This is a genomic window from Paraburkholderia sp. GAS333 (assembly GCF_050435665.1).
Classification (GTDB): Bacteria; Pseudomonadota; Gammaproteobacteria; order Burkholderiales; family Burkholderiaceae; genus Paraburkholderia; species Paraburkholderia fungorum_A.
The window spans coordinates 756,193-776,405 of sequence record NZ_JBNDKS010000002.1; the positions used below are offsets into that span (position 1 = coordinate 756,193).

Sequence of the window (20,213 nt, forward strand, 5' to 3'; positions counted from 1 at the left end):
GAACCGGCAGGGCAGGGCGGAAATACGGACGGGAGGTCACGATCGCAGGCTTAATGTAAACGGGAATTATTCGCATCTTATGGGTTGATGCGAACTACTGCAAGTTTCCCGCCAATTGGCCGAAGCTAAAGGAGCAAGCGAAGGGGCAAGCGGGGCACTGACGCCTTGTCCGCTTGAATTGCGGTGCTAAATCGAGACAGCGTCCAGCTTGCCGTCCCGATTTGCCAGGATGTGTTTGGGGGTCACACCAGCCGCAAGTAGATCAGTTCGCGCTTGATATACGCGTAGAAAATCGGCGCAGCAACCACGCCGGGAATGCCGAACGCGGCTTCCATCACGAGCATCGCGATCAGCAGCTCCCACGCGCGCGCTTCGATCTGGCCGCCGACAATGCGCGCGTTGAGGAAGTATTCGAGCTTGTGAATCAGGATCAGGAACGCGAGCGACATGACCGCCGCCGGAAAACTGACCGACAGCGCGACCGCGACGATGATCGTGTTCGACATCAGATTGCCGATCACCGGCAGCAGCCCGAGGATGAACGTGACCAGCACCAGCGTTTTCGACAGCGGCAGCCGGTCGTGAAAGATCGGCAGGATCACCAGCAGGAAGATGGCGGTGAACACCGCGTTGATCGCGGAAATCTTGACCTGGGCGAACACGATGCGGCGGAACGCATCGGCGAAACGCGTCACGCGCGTGACGAAGGCCGTGGACAGCGGCAGCCGGTGCATCTGCTTCTGCGCGCCGACCGCGATAATCGCACCGATGATCATGCCGATCAGAATATGCGTGAAGCCGCGCGCCGCCGTCGTGCCGCTTTGCTGCAGCATGTTGGCATGCGTGTGCATCAACTCTTCGGCTTTGGCCTTCATCTGCTCGGTATCGACCGGCAAAGAATTGGCGATGAACTGCGGAATCCGGCCGCGTGCCTCGTGGATCAACTGCATGGCCTGGTCGAGCAGGTTCTGCACGCTCGGCACGTCGTTCTCGAAATGCTCGATGATGCCGAGCGTGAGACCGGTAAGTGCGCCCACGATCACGGTCGACAGAATCACCACGGCCAGCCAGCGCGCGCGCTTGCTCGACATGTGGCGCTCGATGCGCGGCGCGATGGTGTGGACGAGCTGAAACACCAGCAGCCCGGCGAGCAATGCGCCGAGCAGCTTCAGTTCGATCACCCCCCACATGCCCACCAACATCAGAACGTAACTGCCGATTTCGACTGCCGACAACTTCGGCAGGCTCATGTCGCTAGTCAGCCTGACCGGGCGTGGGCGTAGGTCCTGCACCTGCCCGTCGTCGCGCGCCTGATTCCGCTTGGCCATGGCTTCTTCCGTCTCCAACCCGTGATGTGCAGCGTTACTTTTTACTGGCCGACCGCTTCAGCAGCGGCGCCAGATACTTGCCGGTAAAGCTTGCTTTCGACTTCGCCACCTGCTCCGGCGTTCCTTGAGCGATGATTTGCCCGCCGCCCGCACCGCCTTCCGGACCGAGGTCGATAACCCAGTCGGCCGTTTTGATTACATCGAGATTATGCTCGATGATCACCACAGTATTACCTTGATCACGCAACCGATGGATCACTTCCAGCAGCAGCGCGATGTCGTGAAAGTGCAGACCGGTGGTCGGTTCGTCGAGGATGTATAGCGTGCGACCCGTGTCGCGCTTGCTCAGTTCCAGCGAGAGTTTGACGCGCTGCGCCTCGCCGCCCGACAGCGTGGTCGCCGACTGGCCCAGGCGGATATAGCCCAGACCCACGTCCAGCAAGGTTTTCAGCTTGCGCGCGACGACCGGAACCGGCTTGAAGAACTCATGCGCCGCCTCGACCGTCAGGTCGAGCACTTCGCTGATGTTCTTGCCTTTGTACTGGACGTCGAGCGTTTCGCGGTTGTAGCGCTTGCCGTGGCAGACGTCGCAAGGCACATACACGTCCGGCAAAAAGTGCATCTCGACCTTCAGCACGCCGTCGCCCTGGCAGGACTCGCAGCGCCCGCCCTTCACGTTGAACGAGAAACGGCCCGCTTCGTAACCGCGCTCCTTGGCGGCGGGAACGCCCGCGAACAGTTCGCGGATCGGCGTGAAGAGGCCGGTGTAGGTCGCCGGGTTGGAACGCGGCGTACGGCCGATCGGCGACTGGTCGACGTTGATCACCTTGTCGAAGTGCTCGAGCCCTTCGATCGATTCAAACGGCGCCGGCTCGGTGGACGAGCCGTACAGATGCTGCGCGACCGCGTGATACAGCGTGTCGTTGATCAGCGTCGACTTGCCCGAACCGGACACGCCGGTCACGCACGTAAGCAGCCCGACCGGCAGATCCAGCGACGCATGCTGCAGATTGTTGCCATAGGCCTCGATGATCCGCAGACGCCGTTCGTCCGGCGCTTTGCGCTCGTCCGGGAATTCGATGTTGCGCGCGCCGGACATGTACTGCCCGGTCATCGACGCCGCGTTCGCCTGGACCTGCTTCGGCGTGCCCTCGGCGATCACCATGCCGCCGTGTTCGCCCGCGCCGGGGCCCATGTCAACCACGTAGTCGGCCATGCGGATCATGTCTTCGTCGTGCTCGACGACGATCACCGAGTTGCCGAGATCGCGCAGATGCTTGAGCGTGGCGATCAGCCGGTCGTTGTCGCGCTGATGCAGACCGATCGACGGTTCGTCCAGCACGTACATCACGCCGGTGAGCCCGGAGCCGATCTGCGACGCGAGCCGGATGCGCTGCGCCTCGCCGCCCGACAGTGTTTCTGCACTGCGTTCGAGCGACAGGTAATCGAGCCCGACGTTATTCAGGAACATCAGACGCGCGACGATTTCCTTCACGACCTTGTCGGCGATCTCGCGCTTCGAGCCTTCGAGCCGCAGCGTCTGGAAATAGCCGAGCGCGTCGCGCAACGGCCAGCCGCTGATTTCGAAGATGCCGCGCGCGTCTTCGTCGTGGCCGATTCGCACGAAGCGCGCTTCGCGGCGCAACCGCGTGCCCGCGCAAGCCGGGCACGCCTGGTTGTTCTGATACTTGGCGAGTTCTTCGCGCACCGCGACCGAATCGGTCTCGCGATAACGCCGCTCCAGATTCGGGATGATCCCTTCGAACACATGCTCGCGCACCGATGTGCGGCCGCGTTCGTTGATGTACGAGAACGGGATTTCCTGCTTGCCCGAGCCGAACAGCAGAATCTTGCGGACCTTCTCCGGCAGGTCTTCGACGGCGGTGTCGATGTCGAACTCATAGAACGCCGCGAGACTTTGCAGCATCTGGAAGTAGAACTGGTTGCGCCGGTCCCAGCCCTTCACCGCGCCCGCCGCGAGCGACAGCGACGGATGCGCGACCACCCGCTTCGGATCGAAGAACGTGATCTGGCCGAGGCCGTCGCATTCCGGGCACGCGCCCATCGGATTGTTGAACGAGAAAAGGCGCGGCTCCAGTTCCTGCAACGAATACGAGCAGATCGGGCACGCGAACTTCGAGCTGAACAGCTTCTCCTTGTCCGTATCCATCTCGAGCGCGATCGCGCGGCCGTCGGCGAGACGCAATGCCGTTTCGAACGACTCGGCGAGCCGCTGCTTCATGTCCGGCCGCACTTTCAGACGGTCGATCACCACGTCAATCGTGTGCTTGTCGTTCTTCTTCAGCTTCGGCAGCGAGTCGACTTCATAGATCTTCGCGACGCCTTCGTTGGCCGTACCGCCGCCCGAGCGCACCCGAAAACGGATGAAGCCCTGCGCCTGCATTTCCTCGAACAGCTCGACGTGCTCGCCTTTGCGATCGGCCACGACAGGCGCGAGGATCATCAGCCGGGTTTCTTCGGGCAATGCGAGCGCGGCGTCGACCATCTGCGAGACGCTTTGCGCTTCGAGCGGAATCTCGTGGTCGGGGCAGTAAGGTGTACCGACACGTGCGAATAATAGTCGCAGGTAGTCGTGAATTTCGGTGACGGTGCCGACCGTGGAACGCGGATTATGCGACGTCGCTTTCTGTTCGATCGAGATGGCCGGCGACAGACCTTCGATCAGGTCGACGTCCGGTTTTTCCATCAGTTGCAGGAACTGGCGCGCATAGGCGGAAAGGCTTTCGACGTAGCGCCGCTGCCCTTCCGCGTAGAGCGTGTCGAACGCGAGCGACGATTTTCCCGAGCCGGAAAGGCCCGTGATGACGACGAGCTTGTGACGGGGTAAATCGAGGTTGACGTTCTTCAGGTTGTGGGTGCGAGCCCCACGAATACGGATTTGTTCCACGGATTTATTCCATGAACTGGCGGAAAGAGGAAGGGGCTAAACCTGCTACTATAACGACTTTTCGAGACCGCCGTTACGGCTTCCTGACAGCTGGAATCAGGCATAAGGCAAGCTGTAAGGCAGCGGTTCAGCGCCGCGGGAAAGAGGTCTAACTGGGGCCGTTTTCCGCGAGTACAAGGCACCCCCAGGCACCGCGACGCACCGCAAGGCGCAAGTGGGAATGCAACAGGGCCGCAGGTTTCCACGCCGCGCCGTTCGCATCCCGCCGTCACGCCGTCGTTGTGGTCAGCCGCCGGTTGCGGCCGTCCAGCGGGCCGACTGTCTGCGGTGCGCAACCCAGCTCATTCAAAGAAACGTTCCCGATGTCCAATCCGTCCGCCACATCCACACGCATGAGCGCGCCTGAAATGCGCGCGACCGTGTCGCTTGCCGCTATTTTCGCGCTGCGCATGCTCGGCCTGTTCATGATCATGCCGGTGTTCTCGATCTACGCGAAATCCATTCCGGGCGGCGACAACGTGCTGCTGGTCGGTATCGCGCTAGGCGCGTACGGCGTGACGCAGTCCATGCTCTACATCTTCTACGGCTGGGTGTCCGACAAGATCGGCCGCAAGCCGGTCATTGCCACGGGCCTGCTGATCTTCGCGATTGGCAGCTTCGTCGCGGCGGGCGCGCACGACATGACGTGGATCATCGTCGGCCGGGTGATTCAGGGGATGGGCGCGGTGTCCTCCGCCGTGATCGCGTTTATCGCCGACCTGACCGCCGAAGAACATCGCACCAAGGCGATGGCAATGGTGGGCGGCAGTATTGGCGTGTCGTTCGCGGTGGCGATTGTCGGTGCGCCGATCGTGTTCCAGTGGGTCGGCATGAGCGGCCTGTTCACGCTGGTCGGCATCTTCTCGATTCTGGCGATCGGCCTCGTGCTGTGGGTCGTACCCGATGCGCCGAAGCCGGTGCACGTCCGCGCGCCGTTCCGGGAAGTGCTGCATAACGTCGAACTGCTGCGTCTGAATTTCGGCGTGCTGGTGCTGCATGCCACGCAAACCGCGCTGTTCCTCGTCGTGCCGCGCATTCTCGAAGGCGGCGGTCTGCCGGTCGCGTCGCACTGGAAGGTGTATTTGCCGGTCATGGGCCTGTCGTTCGTGATGATGGTCCCGGCGATCATCGTCGCCGAAAAGCGCGGCAAGATGAAGGCCGTGCTGCTGTCCGCGATCGGTCTTATCCTGATCGGCCAGTTGTTATTGGGCGTCGCTCCGCATACGATTCTGAGTGTGGCGGCGATCCTTTTTGTGTACTTTCTCGGCTTCAATATTCTCGAAGCTTCGCAGCCTTCGCTGGTGTCGAAGCTGGCTCCCGGAACCCGCAAGGGCGCGGCCGCCGGCGTGTACAACACCACGCAGTCGATCGGTCTTGCGCTGGGCGGAATGATCGGCGGATGGCTGCTTAAAGTGGATGGTCAAAGCGCTGTGTTCTTTACGTGTTCGGGGCTCGTCTTTTGCTGGCTTATAATCGCCGCAAAGATGAAACAGCCGCCGCGCAAGGTCAGTACGTAACACGCGAAGCTTCGCGACAAATCGCGAAGGTCGCGGCGCACTCGGGGGCACATCCCGACATCACCCAGAACTCACCCGGCGGCGGGCAGAGGCGTTATTCCCGGCTCGGCCCGTCAGCCATGAGACGCGAAAACGCGCATTGCCGCGCCGCCCGCAACGGAATCAACAGGAGAAACTCATGGCATCCGTGAACAAGGTCATTCTCGTCGGCAATCTCGGAGCCGATCCGGAAGTCCGTTATCTTCCGAGCGGCGACGCAGTGGCGAACATCCGCCTTGCGACGACGGACCGGTACAAGGACAAGGCGTCCGGCGAAATGAAGGAAGCGACTGAATGGCACCGTGTGTCGTTCTTCGGCCGTCTGGCGGAAATCGTTTCCGAATATCTGAAGAAAGGCTCGTCGGTCTATCTGGAAGGGCGTATCCGCACCCGCAAATGGCAGGCGCAGGACGGCACCGACCGTTACTCGACCGAAATCGTCGCCGAGCAGATGCAAATGCTGGGTGGCCGTGGCGGCTCGATGGGCGGTGGCGGCGACGAAGGCGGCTACAGCCGTGGCGAGCCGTCGGAGCGTAGCGGCGGCGGTGGTGGCGGTGGCCGTGCGATGTCGGGTGGCGGTGCTCCGCGTGGCGGCAATGCTGGCGGCGGCGGTGCAAGCCGTCCGAGCGCGCCGGCTGGCGGTGGATTCGATGAAATGGACGACGATATTCCGTTCTAATCGAAGCGCTCACGCTGCATCGACGCACAAAAAACCCACGCAATCGCGTGGGTTTTTTTATGGCCGATCATGATCGGCATAGCATTCCGGCATTTCACCGCCGCAAATGGGTCAACGCGTCCCGCATGGACGCACTAGAAACCACAATCGGCCCCGTGAACGGCGTATCCAGATCGACGATCACATAGATCGCCGAAGCAATCGACACCGCTCCCAGCGAGATCGTCACCAGCGCCAGCGCATTGCGCGGCGTAATCAGCCCGAAGCTCAGAAAGATCACGCACAGCCAGAACGTCAGCGTCCGGAAAAACGGCTGCGAGATCGAACTGTGCGCCTCTTCCAGAATCTTCCAGCGCGCGTCGACGACTCGCCGGTATTGCGTCAACGCGTCGTCGAGCGCGCGTTGTTGCAGCGGATCGCTCGTGTGCAATCGCCGCAACTCCGTTCCGACCGCGGTCAGCATGTCGCCCAGCCGGAAGTTCTCCAGAGTCTGCGTGCCGCTCGACGGACCGAGGTCTTTCGGATAATCACCGGTCGGCAGCGGTTCGGTCGGCCATGTCGACGCGATGGCCGCCGCCGTGTACTGGCGCAGCAGGCGACGCGCTTCGCCGGTTGCGTCGCCGAATGCCCGCAACGTGGTGTCGAATTCGATCAGATCGGCGGAATAGGTGCGCAAATCGTTCGACGCGGTATCGAAACCGGCCTTCGCGGACGCCGTCATCAACCCGAGCACCAGCGCGGCAAACGTCACCAGCATGCCGATCACCAGCTGGATCAACTGCACGGTTTCATGCGCCTTGTGCTCTTCGGGTAAAAGCGGGCGTACCCACACGCCCACGCCGGTGGCGATCAGCAAAAGCGCGAAAACGAGTAGAGCGGAACCGACTTCCGACATAGACATGCTCCGAAAAACGTCTGCTTCGCCACTGTCCATCAACTGCGTTCGAACGAAAACCGGGATAGTCCCGTAAGGCGACGGCCGGCGTGAACGCCAGTCTGGACGGGGAAATGTTGATCTGCGGCAACGATCTGCCTTACCAACCATAAAGTTTCCGGTAATCCCGCCGTAGTCCCTCAATGTGGTGGTCGCTTAAATTTTAGACACAAGTTGCGGACCGGGCCGAAGGGTTTGGGCGCAGCACGCATGGCCGAGGCTATTGCAAATGTGCGGTCAGGCAGCCCAATGGAGACATGCCCGATGTTGAGAAATCTGTCGATTCGTACCTGCCTCACCCTGATGATCCTGCTGTTCGGCGTCGCGTTACTGCTGGGCGCCGCAGCGGGATTGCTGTCACTGCGTTCGAGCAACGCGTCGTTGCAGCAGATGTACACGGTGGACACCCCCGCCGTCGCCGATCTCGAAGGAAGTTCCGGGCAACTGCTGCGCCTGCGCCTTGCGCTGGCGACGTATGCGTCGCTGGTCGAACTGAACGATCAGGATGGCGCTAGCGCCGTGCTCAAGCGTTTCGATGTCTACCAGAAAGCGTCCGACGACCGCCTTGCCCACTATGTGAGCCGCGCGAGCGCCGATGCCGATGAACAGCGTCTGATCAAGGACATGCAGGACAAGCGCGACACCTTCCTGCGCGAAGGCGTGGCGCCGGCCCTGACCGCGCTCAAATCCGGCGACAAGAACGCATTCCAGCAATTGCAGGCGCACAAGCTGCCGTCGCTGTACAGCGCGTACGAGAAGGCGATGCTCTCGCTCGAACAACTCCAACTCGATCACGGCGCGCAGCGCTATCAGGACGCGCAGGATCTGTTCTACGCGATCTGTGTTGCAGTCGCGATCGGCATGGTGGTGTCGCTGCTCGCTTCGTGGATCGGCCGCGCGGTGTTGATGCGCGCGATCGTCAGTCCGGTCGATGCGACCATCGCGCAATTCCAGCGCATTGCCAACGGCGACCTGACGAGCCAGATTACCGTGACCAGCAACAACGAAATGGGCCGTCTCGCGGCCGCGTTGCGCACCATGCAGGAGTCGCTGATCGCGACCGTGAGCGCGGTCCGTCAAGGCACCGAATCGATCGATACCGGCGTGAGCGAGATCGCAGCCGGTAATACGGATCTGTCGCAACGCACCGAAGAGCAGGCGGCATCGCTCGAAGAAACGGCGGCGAGCATCGAGCAGCTGACCTCCACGGTCAAGCAGACGGCGGAAAACGCGAAGCAGGCGAGTTCGCTCGCGCAGGGCGCGTCGAGCCTCGCCGCGCAGGGCGGTGAGTTGACCGAGCAGGTCGTGGGCACGATGCATGGCATCGTCGACGACTCGCGGCGCATGGCGGACATCATCGGCGTGATCGAAGGGATTGCGTTTCAGACCAATATCCTCGCGCTCAACGCGGCGGTCGAGGCGGCGCGCGCAGGCGAGCAGGGACGCGGTTTCGCGGTGGTCGCGAGCGAAGTGCGCTCGCTCGCGCAGCGCAGCGCAGCCGCGGCCAAAGAGATCAAAGGCTTGATCGACGCGTCGACGGCGCGCGTGCAGGCCGGCTCGCAACTGGTTGAACGCTCGGGCTCGACCATGACCGAGATCGTCAACTCCATCGCTCGCGTAAGTTCGATCATGGGCGAGATTGCTGCGGCCGCGACCGAGCAGAGTACCGGTATCGATCAGGTCAACCTCGCCGTCGCACAAATGGATGAGGTGACGCAGCAGAATGCTGCGCTGGTCGAACAGGCTGCTGCGGCTGCGAGTTCGCTGGAAGACCAGGCGCGCCGGTTGTCCGCGGCCGTGGCGGTGTTCCAGACGGGCAATGGCAGTGCCGGATTGGCTGCACAGTCGGGTGGCCGGCGTGGCGGAGCGGGCCTCAAACCGGCGCTGAGCGACGCAGCCGGGTACGCAACAGCCTGAAGCAAAAGACGCCGCGGTCGGCTCACGCATGAGCCTCGCGGCGCTTCTTTCATCGATGGATCGGGATCAGAGACGGCACGCGCCGCAAAAAACCACACACCCGCTACCGCATCTGCGCGTAGTAATTCGCCAGCCCGTCGATCTCGGCGGGCGTCAATTGCCGCGCCACGTTCCGCATCTGCTCGTTGATGTCGTTGTGCCGCGCGCCGGAAGCGAACGCGCGCATCTGCGCAGCGAGATAAACCTCAGACTGTCCGCCTAACCACGGCGCCGCGCCTTTCCGGTCGAGTTGCCCGTGACACGCCGCGCACGGCGCGATATTGCGCTCGGGATCGCCCTGCATCGCGAGCTTCACGGCGTTCGCATCGGGTTCGTCGCCGCGCGGCAGAACTTCGGCTGCGGGCGGTCTCGGCAGCGACGCGTAATAAGCGGCGAGATCCTCCAGATTCTGATTGCTGCGCCCCGCGATGATCGCCTGCATGACCGCGCTTTGCCGCAGACCGTTCTGGTAATCGCGCAATTCCTTGTAGATCACGTCGGGGTACTGTCCCGCCAACGCCGGAGCAGTGACCGGCGGCGTGCCGGTCACGCCGTGACACATCGAGCAGTTTTGCGTCGCGATGGTCGCGCCGCGTCCGATCGAATCCGCGGTGGGATGGATCCATGGCGAAGGCGGCAACACGACCACTTCGCTCGGCACCGGTGCGTTTCCACTCGAACCGTTGTACCAGCTCGACGGCACGCCCGCCGCGCCGCAAATCGTCGCCCACAGACTGCGATCGCCGAATGCGCTGCTCGCCGACGGCAGCCAGATAAAGCCGATCAGAATCCCCACGACGGCAATCGCAATCGTGCCGCCCACGCTCCACGTGAACCACGGGTTACGCAAGCTGAAGACGCGTTCTTCGCTCATCGCTGCGCTCCGATGATGACGGCCGGCACGGAAGTTTGCGGCAGCCTGAGCAACTGCACGATCGGCACGCTGTAGTTGACGACCGTGAGGCCGATCATCAGCGCGACCCACAAGCCGAAGCTGTTGAGCGCGGCGGGCACGCGGTCCACCGGATGCGCGGCGGTCGCAAAGCGGAACTCTTGCGCCTCGATTGCCGGACCGAATTGCGATTTCGCGAGGATGTAGATGAACAGCACGCCGGACGCGACCAGCACCAATCCGCCGACCGCCGACATCCCAACCCAGAAGCCCTGATCCTGCATGCCCGACATGTTGTAGTCGTAATAGGCCATGCGACGCGGCGCGCCGAGCAGGCCCACGTAATGCCACGGCAACGTCACGACCATCATGCCGATGAACCACAGCCACAATTGCGTACGGACCAGCTTCGCCGAGAAGATCGCGCGTCCGGTGAGTTGCGGCCACAGTTCGTATGCGATCGCGAAATACATGATCACGATCGCGCCGCCGAAGATCAGGTGGAAGTGCCCGGTCACCCACTGCGTGTTGTGCACCGTCGAGTTCAGCTGATAGCTCATGTTGATGAGCCCGCCCGCGCCGCCGAAGCCCAGCATCACGAACGAAAATGCGATCACCAGCATCATCGGGTTTTGCCACGGTAGCGCGGTGAGCCAGCCGAACGCACCTTTGCCGCCACGCAACCGCCCCGCGATTTCGACGGACGCGCAGATCGTGAACACCGTCAGCAGCGTCGGCACCGACACCATGCCCGTGAATACCGCGTGCAGGAACTTGAAGCCGGAGCCGACCTGCGGATCGGCGAACAGATGGTGAATGCCGATCGGCATCGCGAACACGAGGAACAGGATGAACGACACGCGCGCCATCGAGTCGCTATACAGCCTTCCGCCGATCGCGCGCGGCACCAGCGTGTAGTACGCGATATACGCGGGAATCAGCCAGAAGTAGACGATCGCATGCAGTGTCCACGAGAACAGGATGCGCGAGAGACCGGCGTCGATGGTGTGCGTGAGGCCGAACGCGACCGGCAGGATCTGGAACAGAATCTCCAGCGCCGCGCCCACGGCGGTCCACGCCCACAGATACGCGCCCGCCACGTTCGCGAACATCGCGAGCGGCACGGGCTTGCCGGGGTTCGAGCGCTTCCACACGCGCAGATTCACGTGCATCAGCGCGACCCAGATCCACGAGCCGACCACCACCAATACCACGCCGAGGTAGTAGAACGGACTACCGATCATCGGCGGATAGAAGGTGTAGAGCACCGAAGCCTTGCCGAGCGCGACCGGCACCATCGCCATTACCGCGCCGACCAGCAGCAGATAAAACGCGGCCCATGCCCATTTGAGACCGACCAGACGCTGCGCGAGCGCCAGTTCGACGATCGCGTAACCGAAGCCCATCGACACCAGCGTCGGCATCACGTACGCCATCACCGAACCGTGCGCGGTGACCGAGCGGTAATACAACTCGGGGTCGCCGATCCACGGCACCAGCGGGCTGCGCACCAGCATCTGCCAGGCGCCGAGGAACAGCGCGATCAGAAACGCGATGAAGGCGAGCCAGAAATGGGCGAGAACGAGTCGCTTAGCGTGGAACACAGCTCAGCCTCCGTGATTGTCGGGCCATCGCGAAGAAGGTGGCTTTGTCGATCACCTTCACGTGCGCCCACATCGTCTGATGGCCGAAGCCGCAGAACTCGTGGCACGGCATGTTGTGATCGGCGGGATGGTCGAACTGCGTGTTCAGCGTCGCGACGTAGCCGGGCACGACCATCGTGTTGATGTTCGTATCGGTGACGAGCAGGCCGTGCACGACGTCGGCACTGGTGGTGCGGATCGTGATCGGCGTATCGGCGGGCACCAGCAGACATTGCGGCGTGAACGAGTACTGCTGCGCGATGAAACGCACCATCACCGAGCCGTCGGGCTGCACCGCGCTGCCCAGGTTGTCTTCGACGAATTCGCCGGACAATTGCAGCCGCGACGGGTCGATCGTCTCGACACGCGACGGCGGCATCATCGCCCAATGCAGGCCGGAAAAGACGATCACGGCCAGCATCAGCACGATCAGCCCGACCGCGAAAATCGCCCAGCGCCGTTCGGCGCGTAGTGCGACCGAGTGGCCGCTATCCGGTTGATGATTCGATTCGGTCGACATGGTCAGTGGATTACGCCGCGCGGCAGAAACGCGAAGAAGTAGAAGGCGAACCAGATCGCCATGACGATCACCGTCGCGACCCCGGCGACGGCAATCGCGCCATGCGGGCCGGACGCGACGACGCGTTCCACTTCGTCATCGGTGGGCGGCGCGCCGGGGGTGTCGTTCGGTCTCATGTCGGTTGGTTCTCCAGAGCAGCGGTTCAGCGGTTCGGTACGCGTGACTCAATGCAGCGGCGCGTTGCGCAATTCGTTGACCTGGCGCGCGTCCACCGGCTGGCCATGATTGCCCCACGCGGTGCGGATGTACGTGACCACCGCAGCCGCTTCGGTGTCGTTCAGTTCCTGCGCGAACGGCGGCATGCCGTACGGTTCGGGATTGCGCATGGTGCCGGGCGGGAATCCGCCGTTCAGCACGATACGGATCGGATTGACCGCCGAGTCCATTTCAATCGACTGATTACCCGCGAGCGGCGGGTAATGCTGCAGATGTCCTTCGCCGTTTGCGCCGTGGCAGAGCGCGCATTTGTCGGCGTAAATTTTTGCGCCGAGCGCGAACACGTTGTTATTGGTCGGCGCGCTCGGCCCCGACTTGCGACCGCTGTTGTCCGGCAGGCTTTTCAGATAGACCGCCATCGCGCGGATGTCTTCGTCGGTCAGGTATTGCAGGCTGTGATAGGTGACTTCGGCCATCGGGCCGTACACCGCGCCGCGATCGGAAATGCCCGCCTGCAACAGATCGACGATGTCCTTGATGCTCCAGTCGCCGAGACCGCCGTCCTTATTCGACGTGAGCGACGGCGCGTACCAGTTCTGCACCGGAATCAGACCGCCCGCGAACTGATCGCGCTTGGACGAGCCGCCGAGCATGTTGATTTTCGTGTGACACATCGTGCAGTGTCCGAGCCCTTCGACCAGATACGCCCCGCGATTCCATTCGACCGATTTGTTCGGGTCCGGCTTGAATTCGCCCTCGCGGAAATACAGCGTGCGCCAGCCGTATAGCAGGTCGCGCTGGTTGTACGGGAAGCGCAGCGTGTGCTTGCGGTTGGCCTCACGCACTGGCTCGACGGTCTTCAGGAAAGCGAAGATCGCGTCCGAGTCTTCGCGCGTGACCTTCGTGTATTGCGCGATCGGCATGGCCGGGTAGATCAGCTCGCCGTTCGGTTTGCGGCCGGTGCGCATCATCTTGAAGAACGCTTCCTGGCTCCACGAGCCGATGCCGTATTGCACGTCCGGCGTGATGTTCGGCGAATACAGCGTGCCGAACGGCGTTTCCATCGCGAGACCGCCCGCGAACAGCCTGCCGCGCGGCGCGGTGTGGCAGGCGATGCAGTCACCCGCGCGCGCCAGATATTCGCCGCGTTTGACGATTTCGGGACGGGTGTCGGCCTGCACGCCCGACGCGGCAGCGGGTGTTGCCGAGGCGGCTTCGGCAGCGTGACTTTGGGCTAAAAACGGCGCAGGCAGCGAATGCAGAAGCATGGCGCCGCCGCCGAGGATCAAACCGGCCATCAGCAGGCGAAATGTCGGCTTCATTGCGGTTGACTCCCGCATGCAAGAGGCAGCGGCCCGGCGGCCGACGCTGCGGGACGCGGGTCGTCCGGACGCGGCTGGCGCGCGAGCCAGCTCGACACGGCAGTGATGTCCTTGTCGCTCAGCTTGACCGCGATCGAATGCATGCAGTCGGGTGCGAGCGCGTGACGCGTGCCCGAGCGCCAGGTGCCCATCTGTCCGGCGATATAGCTCGCATGCAAGCCGAGCAGGCCGGGAATGCCGGGCTGCGTGCCTGTCATCCGCGCGCCGTGACACGCGATACACGCCGGGATCTTGCGCGCCGGGTCGCCGTGCATGACGAGCCGCTCGCCAGCGGCGAGCGTGGCTGCCGGAACGTCGCTGTTATCGGGAGCGGGATACGGCGGTTGCAGATCGGCGAAATACTGGCTGATCTTGCGTAGATAGTCGTCGGGCAGGAAGGCGAGCAGGTAGCCCATCGGCGGATAAGTCCGGCCGCCGTCACGAAACGCGCTGAGCTGATTGAACAGATAGTCGGCTGGTTTGCCGGCAATGCGCGGGAAGTAGTCGTTGTTCAGCCCCTGGCCTTGCACCCCGTGACACGACGTGCACGCACGAATGCGCTCGTCCATTGCCGAGGGCATCGCGCCGGAGGCGTCCGTGGCCGCCAATGCCGCGCCGCTCCACATGACGTAAAGCACGAGCAAAACCGAAGATCCGATAGTTCTACGCTGCACGCCAGGCCTCGTTGGGGAACGTTCTTTTTTATCGATTTGATTCTCACGCATTCGCGCGCGGATTCACTCAGAAATCTCGCGGGCGAATGTATGTCGGGCTGTCGGTCTTTTATAGCAACTGCATAACAGCGAATCAGAACGGACTTATTCCGGAACGCGAAGTGTTAATGCATGAACTGTGACGGCACTATGTCGAGACAGCTATTTCTGGTGCGCTTTAGCTTCGACTTTGGGTGCGACTTTAGTACGGCGATGCAATTGCATTTTCAAACACAATGATCTGCCTGAATGCGCCGAGGGGCGGCGGCTTTCGGGCTGCGGCGAATAACGCTTGAAACGAATCTGAAACGTCCGGCAGCGAGTGTCAGGTTGCAGCAATTTATGCGGTGCGTCAACAGCAAAACAAAGGCCGATTGATTGTGTGCCGCAACAATCATAGGAGGTGATTTGCGCGCTTTCAACTCGCCATTGCGCACCAATTGATATTGATCATTGGATGCTCAGGCAAACAATTGCATTAACGCGGTTCGCGCATTGCTGACAAGTTCGCTTTCGCCGATTCGCCCTGGCAGCAAATGAAACTCGACCGCCGGCAATGCGGGCAGCCCGATGCTCGAAGGACACGCGACCACGCCGCCGCCAATCGACGATTCGTTCAGGCAGGAAATGCCGAGTCCGGCCTTCAACGCCAGTTGCAAACCTGCGACGCCGGACGCGGAATGTGACACCACGTAGGGCACTTTGTGTTCGTCGAGCAGTTTGACGACGAAGCGCTGCAACTGACACGTCGACGGCAGTAAGACGAGAGGATAGGGCGTGGCGGGACCCGACGGGGTGTCGGCGGCGCTGACCCATAGCAGTTTCTCGCGCCGCACCACGGTGCTTTGCGCACCGCTGCGCCGGCCAGCGGCGCGCGGCTTGCCGGTGCCGAGCCGCAATGAAAGGCCGATGTCGAACCACGCATCGTCGGCCGCACTGCTGTCGATGGCCGCGCTCGGCATCACCGTGACATGCAGCTTCAATCGCGGATGCTGTTCGGAAAACGTTTTCAGAATCCGTGCGATGTCGTGCGGACGGTAATAGTCCGTGATCGCGATGCGCAACTCGCCGTCGAGCGAACGGCCTTGCAGGTCTTCGAACGCCGCTTCGCTCATCGCGAGAATGCGCCGCGCGTGGTCGAGCAGGCGGTTGCCAGCGGGCGTCGCGCACACGCCCTGTTTGCTGCGCACGAACAACGGCTGGCCCGCGCGTTCTTCAAGTTTTTTCAGCTGCTCGCTCACCGACGATTGCGACAGAAAAACACGCTCCGCGCCCGCTGAAACGCTGCCCGATTCGGCGACGGCGACGAAGGTCCGCAACTGTGTGAAGTCGAATCCGCGTTGATTCATGATTCGGTATATCCGATGGATGCTATCTATATTTCCGGCTTTTCCGATGGAATGCCCAACCGTAGGATACCTCCAGAATCTTTGCAATTGGAGCGAGTCATGGGAAATGAGGCAATGGCGGTTGCGGTCGCTGCACAAAAGCGTTCGGCGGCGCATCGATGGAAGGTGCTCGGGGTCGGCTTTGCCGCGAACGCGAGTTTTTCGGCGGCATTTTCGGGAATTCCAACGACGGCGGTTTTTCTGCGCGCGGGCTATCACCTGGACAATGGCGGTTTAGGACTCGTGCTCGGCATGCTCGGTCTCGGTATTTCGGTCAGCGAGTTGCCTTGGGGGTTGCTGACCGACCGCTGGGGCGACCGACGGGTGCTGCTGCTAGGGCTGTTGTCGACCGCTGCCGCGCTCGCCGGCCTCGCACTGTTCGTGGTGCCGGGCGACGCGCATGTGCCGAGTGTGACGGTGCTTGCGCTGGGACTTCTGCTGGTCGGCCTGCTCGGCGGCAGTGTCAACGGATCCAGCGGCCGGGCTGTGATGGCGTGGTTTCGCGAGGGGGAGCGCGGGCTCGCGATGAGCATCCGGCAGACCGCAGTGCCTGCGGGCGGCGGACTGGGCGCACTGGTGCTGCCGGCGCTTGCGTCGAGATTCGGCTTTGCGAGCGCTTATGGCGCGCTGGCGCTTGCGTGCGCGATCACAGCGGCGTTTGCGTGGCACTGGTTGCATGAACCGTCGCACGTCGATTCGGACGACGCGATCCGCTCACTTGCGGCGCAAGGCGCGACTGTATCGGCGGCTATGCCGAAGCAGGTCTCGCCGTTGCGCGACATCGGCATCTGGCGCGTCGCGCTCGGCGCGGGCGCGTTGTGCGTGCCGCAACTTGCCGTGCTCACTTTCGGGACGGTGTTCCTGCACGACTTCAGCCGGGCCGGCGTGCTGGCGATCAGCGTGACGATGGCGGCCGTGCAGACGGGCGCGGCGATCGCGCGAGTCTGGAGCGGCGGCTGGACTGACCGGCGCCGCAATCGACGGGCGTATATGCGCGCGTGCAGCCTGCTGACGGCCGTCCTGTTCGCCGTGTTAGCTCTCGTGACCGGCGTCGTGGGCATGCATCACATCACGATGACCGCGCTGCTCGCGGTGCTGATCGTGCTGGGGGGCGTGAGCGCGTCGGCGTGGCACGGCGTCGCCTTCACCGAACTCGCGACGCTGGCCGGCACGAGTCGCGCGGGCACGGCGCTGGCAATCGGCAATACGTGTGTTTTTCTCACGTTGTTTCTGACTCCGCTGGCAATCCCGCCGCTGTTGTCGATTGGATCGTGGCCGATGGTTTGGGCGGTGGCCAGCGCCTGTGCGTTGCTCGCGTTGCCCATTTTTCCGCGCGCGATCCGGGTGCGTGAGGCACGAGCGGCGCGAGCCTGTGATGCAATCTGACGCTTAATCGAATTTCCACTTTCCGGCATAAAAAATAAATGGGCGTTCGAATAATCCACGTAATAAGCTGGCGAAAGAGATTTTCTATATTTGAATCGCATATCTAAGTAATTTGTCATTCAGAATTATTCGCTCCCGTTTCGGATCGATCCGATATTTATCGCCGGAAAAATATCTGACCATGGAGGTGGAACTGGTCGTGCCGGATAGCCTGGAAAAGTCAGGCAGGGAGAAGAAGAAATGATGAGCGACACCACAGAGACAGGCAAACCCGTTCGGGCGATCATCGCTGACGACCATCCATTGGTTCTGCTGGCGATCAACAATCTGATGAACGGCTACCCGGACATCGAGGTTGTCGGCCGCGCAGCAGACACCACCGACCTCTTCACGGAGATCGAACGCAACCCCTGCGATCTGGTGCTCATGGACCTCTACATGCCGGGTTCGTCGGAAAGTCACGGGCTGGAGGCCATCAGGCAATTCAAGACGCGTTATCCGAAGGTCGCGCTCGTCATCCTCACCATGGAGACCGAGGCGACTGCGCTGCAAAAAGTGATTTCTCTCGGCGTCGACGGTTTGGTGAGCAAGCGCGACCGGATCGATCTGATCCACGTGGCAATCGTCATGGCAATGGCCCGCGAATGCTATATCGGCCCCGCAATTCGTGCGCAGATTGCCGACGCCAACGTGACCCAGCGACTCGATTTCGTCCATACCATGTTGTCGCGCCGCGAGCTCGAGGTGTTCACACAATACGCATCGGGGTTTGGCGTCAGCGAGATCGCCGGGCGTCTGGGGCGCAGCGTCAAAACGATTAGCGCACAGAAATGCGCGGCAATGCGCAAGTTGTCGTTACAGAGCGACGCGGAGTTGTTCCGTTTCGCCGTCGAGCACGGCGTGGTGTCAGACGCGCAAGCGCCAGGTCGTTGACGAACCGGCGACGCGTCGCATGCGTGGCGCGTCGAATATAAAAAGTATTGGCATTGCCCGGGGAAGCACGTCGCGTGCTGGGCATGACAATCGAAAAGACAGCTAAAAATGACACACAAGATACGCGTCGCCGTGGCCGACGATCATCACTGCGTTCGTGCCGGCATCCGGTACCTGCTGCAGAACAACCCGAATATAGAGGTCGTCGGTGAGGCATCCGACACGCATGGTCTGGCGGTACTGCTGGATGCTCACCCGTGCGACGTTGTCGTCTCGGATATCGGCATGCCGGGAATCGACGGCGCGAGCAACTCGGTGTCGTTCCTGCGCCGCGTGTTGCGAGGCGGGCCGCGTCCTAACGTCATTGTGCTGACCATGAATTGTCATCCGCCTATGCTCGGCGGCCTGCTGAACATAGGTGTGACTGGAATCGTCAGTAAGCGTGACGCCGTGTCGGCTTTGATCGACGCGATCGAGGCCGTCGTTGCCGGTGAGATTTATCTGTCGGAGCAAGCGAGTATCGCGATCGGGAGTGCTGATCCGGAGCCACAGCTCCGCGCCGGCGTGCTGAGCGCACGTGAGTGGGAGGTGTTCCAGCTCTACGTGCAGGGCATGGCGGTGAGCAGGATTGCGGCGCGTTTGCAGCGTAGCGGCAAGACTATTAGTACGCAAAAGCGCAGTGCAATGCGCAAGCTCGGATTGGAAACAGACTCTGAACTGATCGAATACGCCCGGCAAATCGGCCTGGCCTGACAGAGGGCAGGTGGTGCGCTGTCCGAAAATCGTTCTGATGACGAAGGAATTTAAGAGTTTTCCCATTGGTACGTCGAGGTTCCCCTTCGATAATTCTGAATTCATTGAGACTGCATTGCTCGATCGCCGGATGACAAAGGTGTTCTGCGATCCGGAGTGATAGAGCGCGAGAAAATTCAGGGTGGATGCCTTAGTGCAATTGTGCGGCGCCGTCTGCCTCGTACACAGGAAATGGGAGGGGCGATGGTTGCGTTAGGTAAGCGTTTGTGTGGCGAAGGAATCGGGACTGCGTGGATCGTGTTCGTCGGCTGTGGCAGTTCCGTGCTGGACACCCGTGCAGTTTTGCAGGGCTATGGCGGACTGGAGATGTCGCTAGCATTTGGTCTCGCATTTATCACGGCCAGTTATGCGTTCGGAAAGACCTCGGGCGCGCATTTCAATCCTGCTGTCACCGTCGGTTTTACTGTTGCACAACGTTTTCCCGTTAAGGATCTGCTGCCCTATATCGTCGCGCAAACTCTCGGCGCGATTGCGGCTGCTGCGTTACTCCTCTACATCGCGAACGGGCGCCCAGGTTTCGATTTAGGTGCGAGCGAATTCGCGGCTAACGGTTTTGGCGAACATTCTCCTGCCGACTATCCAATGCATTCGGCGTTGGTCGTCGAATTTGTGCTGTCTTTCGCGTTTGTCATTGCGAGCCTGTCGATTGTTGGCCGTGAAAAGCTGGCGTCGATTGCTCCGCTGGTCGTCGGCGCGTGCTTGACGCTTGCTTATCTGGTATCGATTCCGGTTACCAACGGTTCGATTAATCCCGCCCGCTCCACGGCTCAGGCGCTGTTTGTCGGCAATTGGGCGCTGGACCAACTGTGGCTGTTCTGGGCTGCACCATTGGCGGCTGGCATCGTCGCCGGCGTCCTGTTTTCCTTCCTGAAAGAAAGCTCCGATTCGTCACGCGTTGCGCTTGCGGATGGTCAGGGGGATATCGCGTGAGTTGATCCCGGTGACAAA

The 20,213-nt window shown here is 61.9% G+C and carries 17 protein-coding genes; 7 read left to right on the plus strand and 10 right to left on the minus strand.

All coding sequences use genetic code 11. From position 1 onward, the window contains the following. Positions 1 to 242: 242 nt before the first annotated feature. Both ABH945_RS12650 and uvrA read right to left on the minus strand, forming a co-directional pair. Positions 243 to 1,328: an AI-2E family transporter gene (locus tag ABH945_RS12650; RefSeq protein WP_074762942.1), complete on the minus strand. Its 1,086-nt coding sequence runs from the start codon at positions 1,326 to 1,328 to the stop codon at positions 243 to 245. A 34-nt stretch (positions 1,329 to 1,362) separates the two neighbouring features. Next, positions 1,363 to 4,236 carry an excinuclease ABC subunit UvrA gene (gene uvrA / locus ABH945_RS12655; protein ID WP_074762943.1) on the minus strand — a complete coding sequence of 958 codons (2,874 nt, stop codon included), beginning with the start codon at positions 4,234 to 4,236 and terminating at the stop codon, positions 1,363 to 1,365. A 362-nt stretch (positions 4,237 to 4,598) separates the two neighbouring features. Between uvrA and ABH945_RS12660 the strand changes: the two genes are divergently transcribed. Beyond that, the gene (locus ABH945_RS12660) at positions 4,599 to 5,792 is read left to right on the plus strand and encodes an MFS transporter (protein WP_074762944.1); all 1,194 of its coding nucleotides are present in this window, start codon (positions 4,599 to 4,601) and stop codon (positions 5,790 to 5,792) included. Between the two features lie 178 nt (positions 5,793 to 5,970). Continuing rightward, entirely contained in the window at positions 5,971 to 6,510 is a 540-nt protein-coding gene (locus ABH945_RS12665) for a single-stranded DNA-binding protein (RefSeq protein WP_429250724.1), read from the plus strand. A 94-nt stretch (positions 6,511 to 6,604) separates the two neighbouring features. Here ABH945_RS12665 and ABH945_RS12670 read toward each other — a convergent pair whose 3' ends face one another. After that, positions 6,605 to 7,405 (minus strand): DUF4239 domain-containing protein, encoded by an 801-nt coding sequence (locus ABH945_RS12670; protein ID WP_074762946.1) that lies wholly within the window; start codon positions 7,403 to 7,405, stop codon positions 6,605 to 6,607. Positions 7,406 to 7,708: 303 nt separating this feature from the next. Here ABH945_RS12670 and ABH945_RS12675 point away from each other — a divergent pair, with 303 nt between their 5' ends. Beyond that, positions 7,709 to 9,361, plus strand: coding sequence for a methyl-accepting chemotaxis protein (locus tag ABH945_RS12675; RefSeq protein WP_429250725.1), 1,653 nt, complete (start codon positions 7,709 to 7,711; stop codon positions 9,359 to 9,361). Positions 9,362 to 9,464: 103 nt separating this feature from the next. Here ABH945_RS12675 and ABH945_RS12680 read toward each other — a convergent pair whose 3' ends face one another. The 7 genes from ABH945_RS12680 to ABH945_RS12710 all read right to left on the minus strand — a co-directional run bounded on the left by ABH945_RS12680 (position 9,465) and on the right by ABH945_RS12710 (position 16,094). Continuing rightward, positions 9,465 to 10,274 (minus strand): c-type cytochrome, encoded by an 810-nt coding sequence (locus tag ABH945_RS12680; protein ID WP_074762948.1) that lies wholly within the window; start codon positions 10,272 to 10,274, stop codon positions 9,465 to 9,467. Continuing rightward, complete coding sequence (locus ABH945_RS12685) at positions 10,271 to 11,896, minus strand: b(o/a)3-type cytochrome-c oxidase subunit 1 (protein ID WP_074762949.1); 1,626 nt, start codon at positions 11,894 to 11,896, stop codon at positions 10,271 to 10,273. The genes ABH945_RS12680 and ABH945_RS12685 overlap by 4 nt, the downstream gene beginning before the upstream one ends. Further along, entirely contained in the window at positions 11,883 to 12,455 is a 573-nt protein-coding gene (locus ABH945_RS12690; protein ID WP_074762950.1) for a cytochrome C oxidase subunit II, read from the minus strand. The genes ABH945_RS12685 and ABH945_RS12690 overlap by 14 nt, the downstream gene beginning before the upstream one ends. Positions 12,456 to 12,457: 2 nt before the next feature. Beyond that, positions 12,458 to 12,631, minus strand: coding sequence for a hypothetical protein (locus ABH945_RS12695; RefSeq protein WP_171910189.1), 174 nt, complete (start codon positions 12,629 to 12,631; stop codon positions 12,458 to 12,460). 48 nt (positions 12,632 to 12,679) lie between these two features. After that, positions 12,680 to 13,993: a c-type cytochrome gene (locus ABH945_RS12700; protein ID WP_429250726.1), complete on the minus strand. Its 1,314-nt coding sequence runs from the start codon at positions 13,991 to 13,993 to the stop codon at positions 12,680 to 12,682. Continuing rightward, positions 13,990 to 14,706, minus strand: a complete 717-nt coding sequence (locus tag ABH945_RS12705) for a c-type cytochrome (RefSeq protein ID WP_074766247.1) — start codon at positions 14,704 to 14,706, stop codon at positions 13,990 to 13,992. Before ABH945_RS12705 ends, ABH945_RS12700 begins: the two co-directional genes overlap by 4 nt. A 500-nt stretch (positions 14,707 to 15,206) precedes the next feature. Next, positions 15,207 to 16,094: a LysR family transcriptional regulator gene (locus tag ABH945_RS12710; RefSeq protein ID WP_429250727.1), complete on the minus strand. Its 888-nt coding sequence runs from the start codon at positions 16,092 to 16,094 to the stop codon at positions 15,207 to 15,209. A gap of 99 nt (positions 16,095 to 16,193) precedes the next feature. Here ABH945_RS12710 and ABH945_RS12715 point away from each other — a divergent pair, with 99 nt between their 5' ends. The 4 genes from ABH945_RS12715 to aqpZ all read left to right on the plus strand — a co-directional run bounded on the left by ABH945_RS12715 (position 16,194) and on the right by aqpZ (position 20,195). Then, positions 16,194 to 17,519, plus strand: coding sequence for an MFS transporter (locus ABH945_RS12715; protein WP_429250728.1), 1,326 nt, complete (start codon positions 16,194 to 16,196; stop codon positions 17,517 to 17,519). Positions 17,520 to 17,762: 243 nt separating this feature from the next. After that, a complete protein-coding gene (locus ABH945_RS12720) occupies positions 17,763 to 18,452 on the plus strand; it encodes a response regulator transcription factor (RefSeq protein WP_074766249.1) in 690 nt (229 codons plus the stop codon). 108 nt (positions 18,453 to 18,560) lie between these two features. Next, positions 18,561 to 19,205, plus strand: coding sequence for a response regulator (locus ABH945_RS12725; protein WP_429250729.1), 645 nt, complete (start codon positions 18,561 to 18,563; stop codon positions 19,203 to 19,205). Between the two features lie 243 nt (positions 19,206 to 19,448). Then, positions 19,449 to 20,195, plus strand: a complete 747-nt coding sequence (gene aqpZ / locus ABH945_RS12730) for an aquaporin Z (RefSeq protein ID WP_429251089.1) — start codon at positions 19,449 to 19,451, stop codon at positions 20,193 to 20,195. The last annotated feature ends 18 nt before the right edge of the window (positions 20,196 to 20,213 follow it).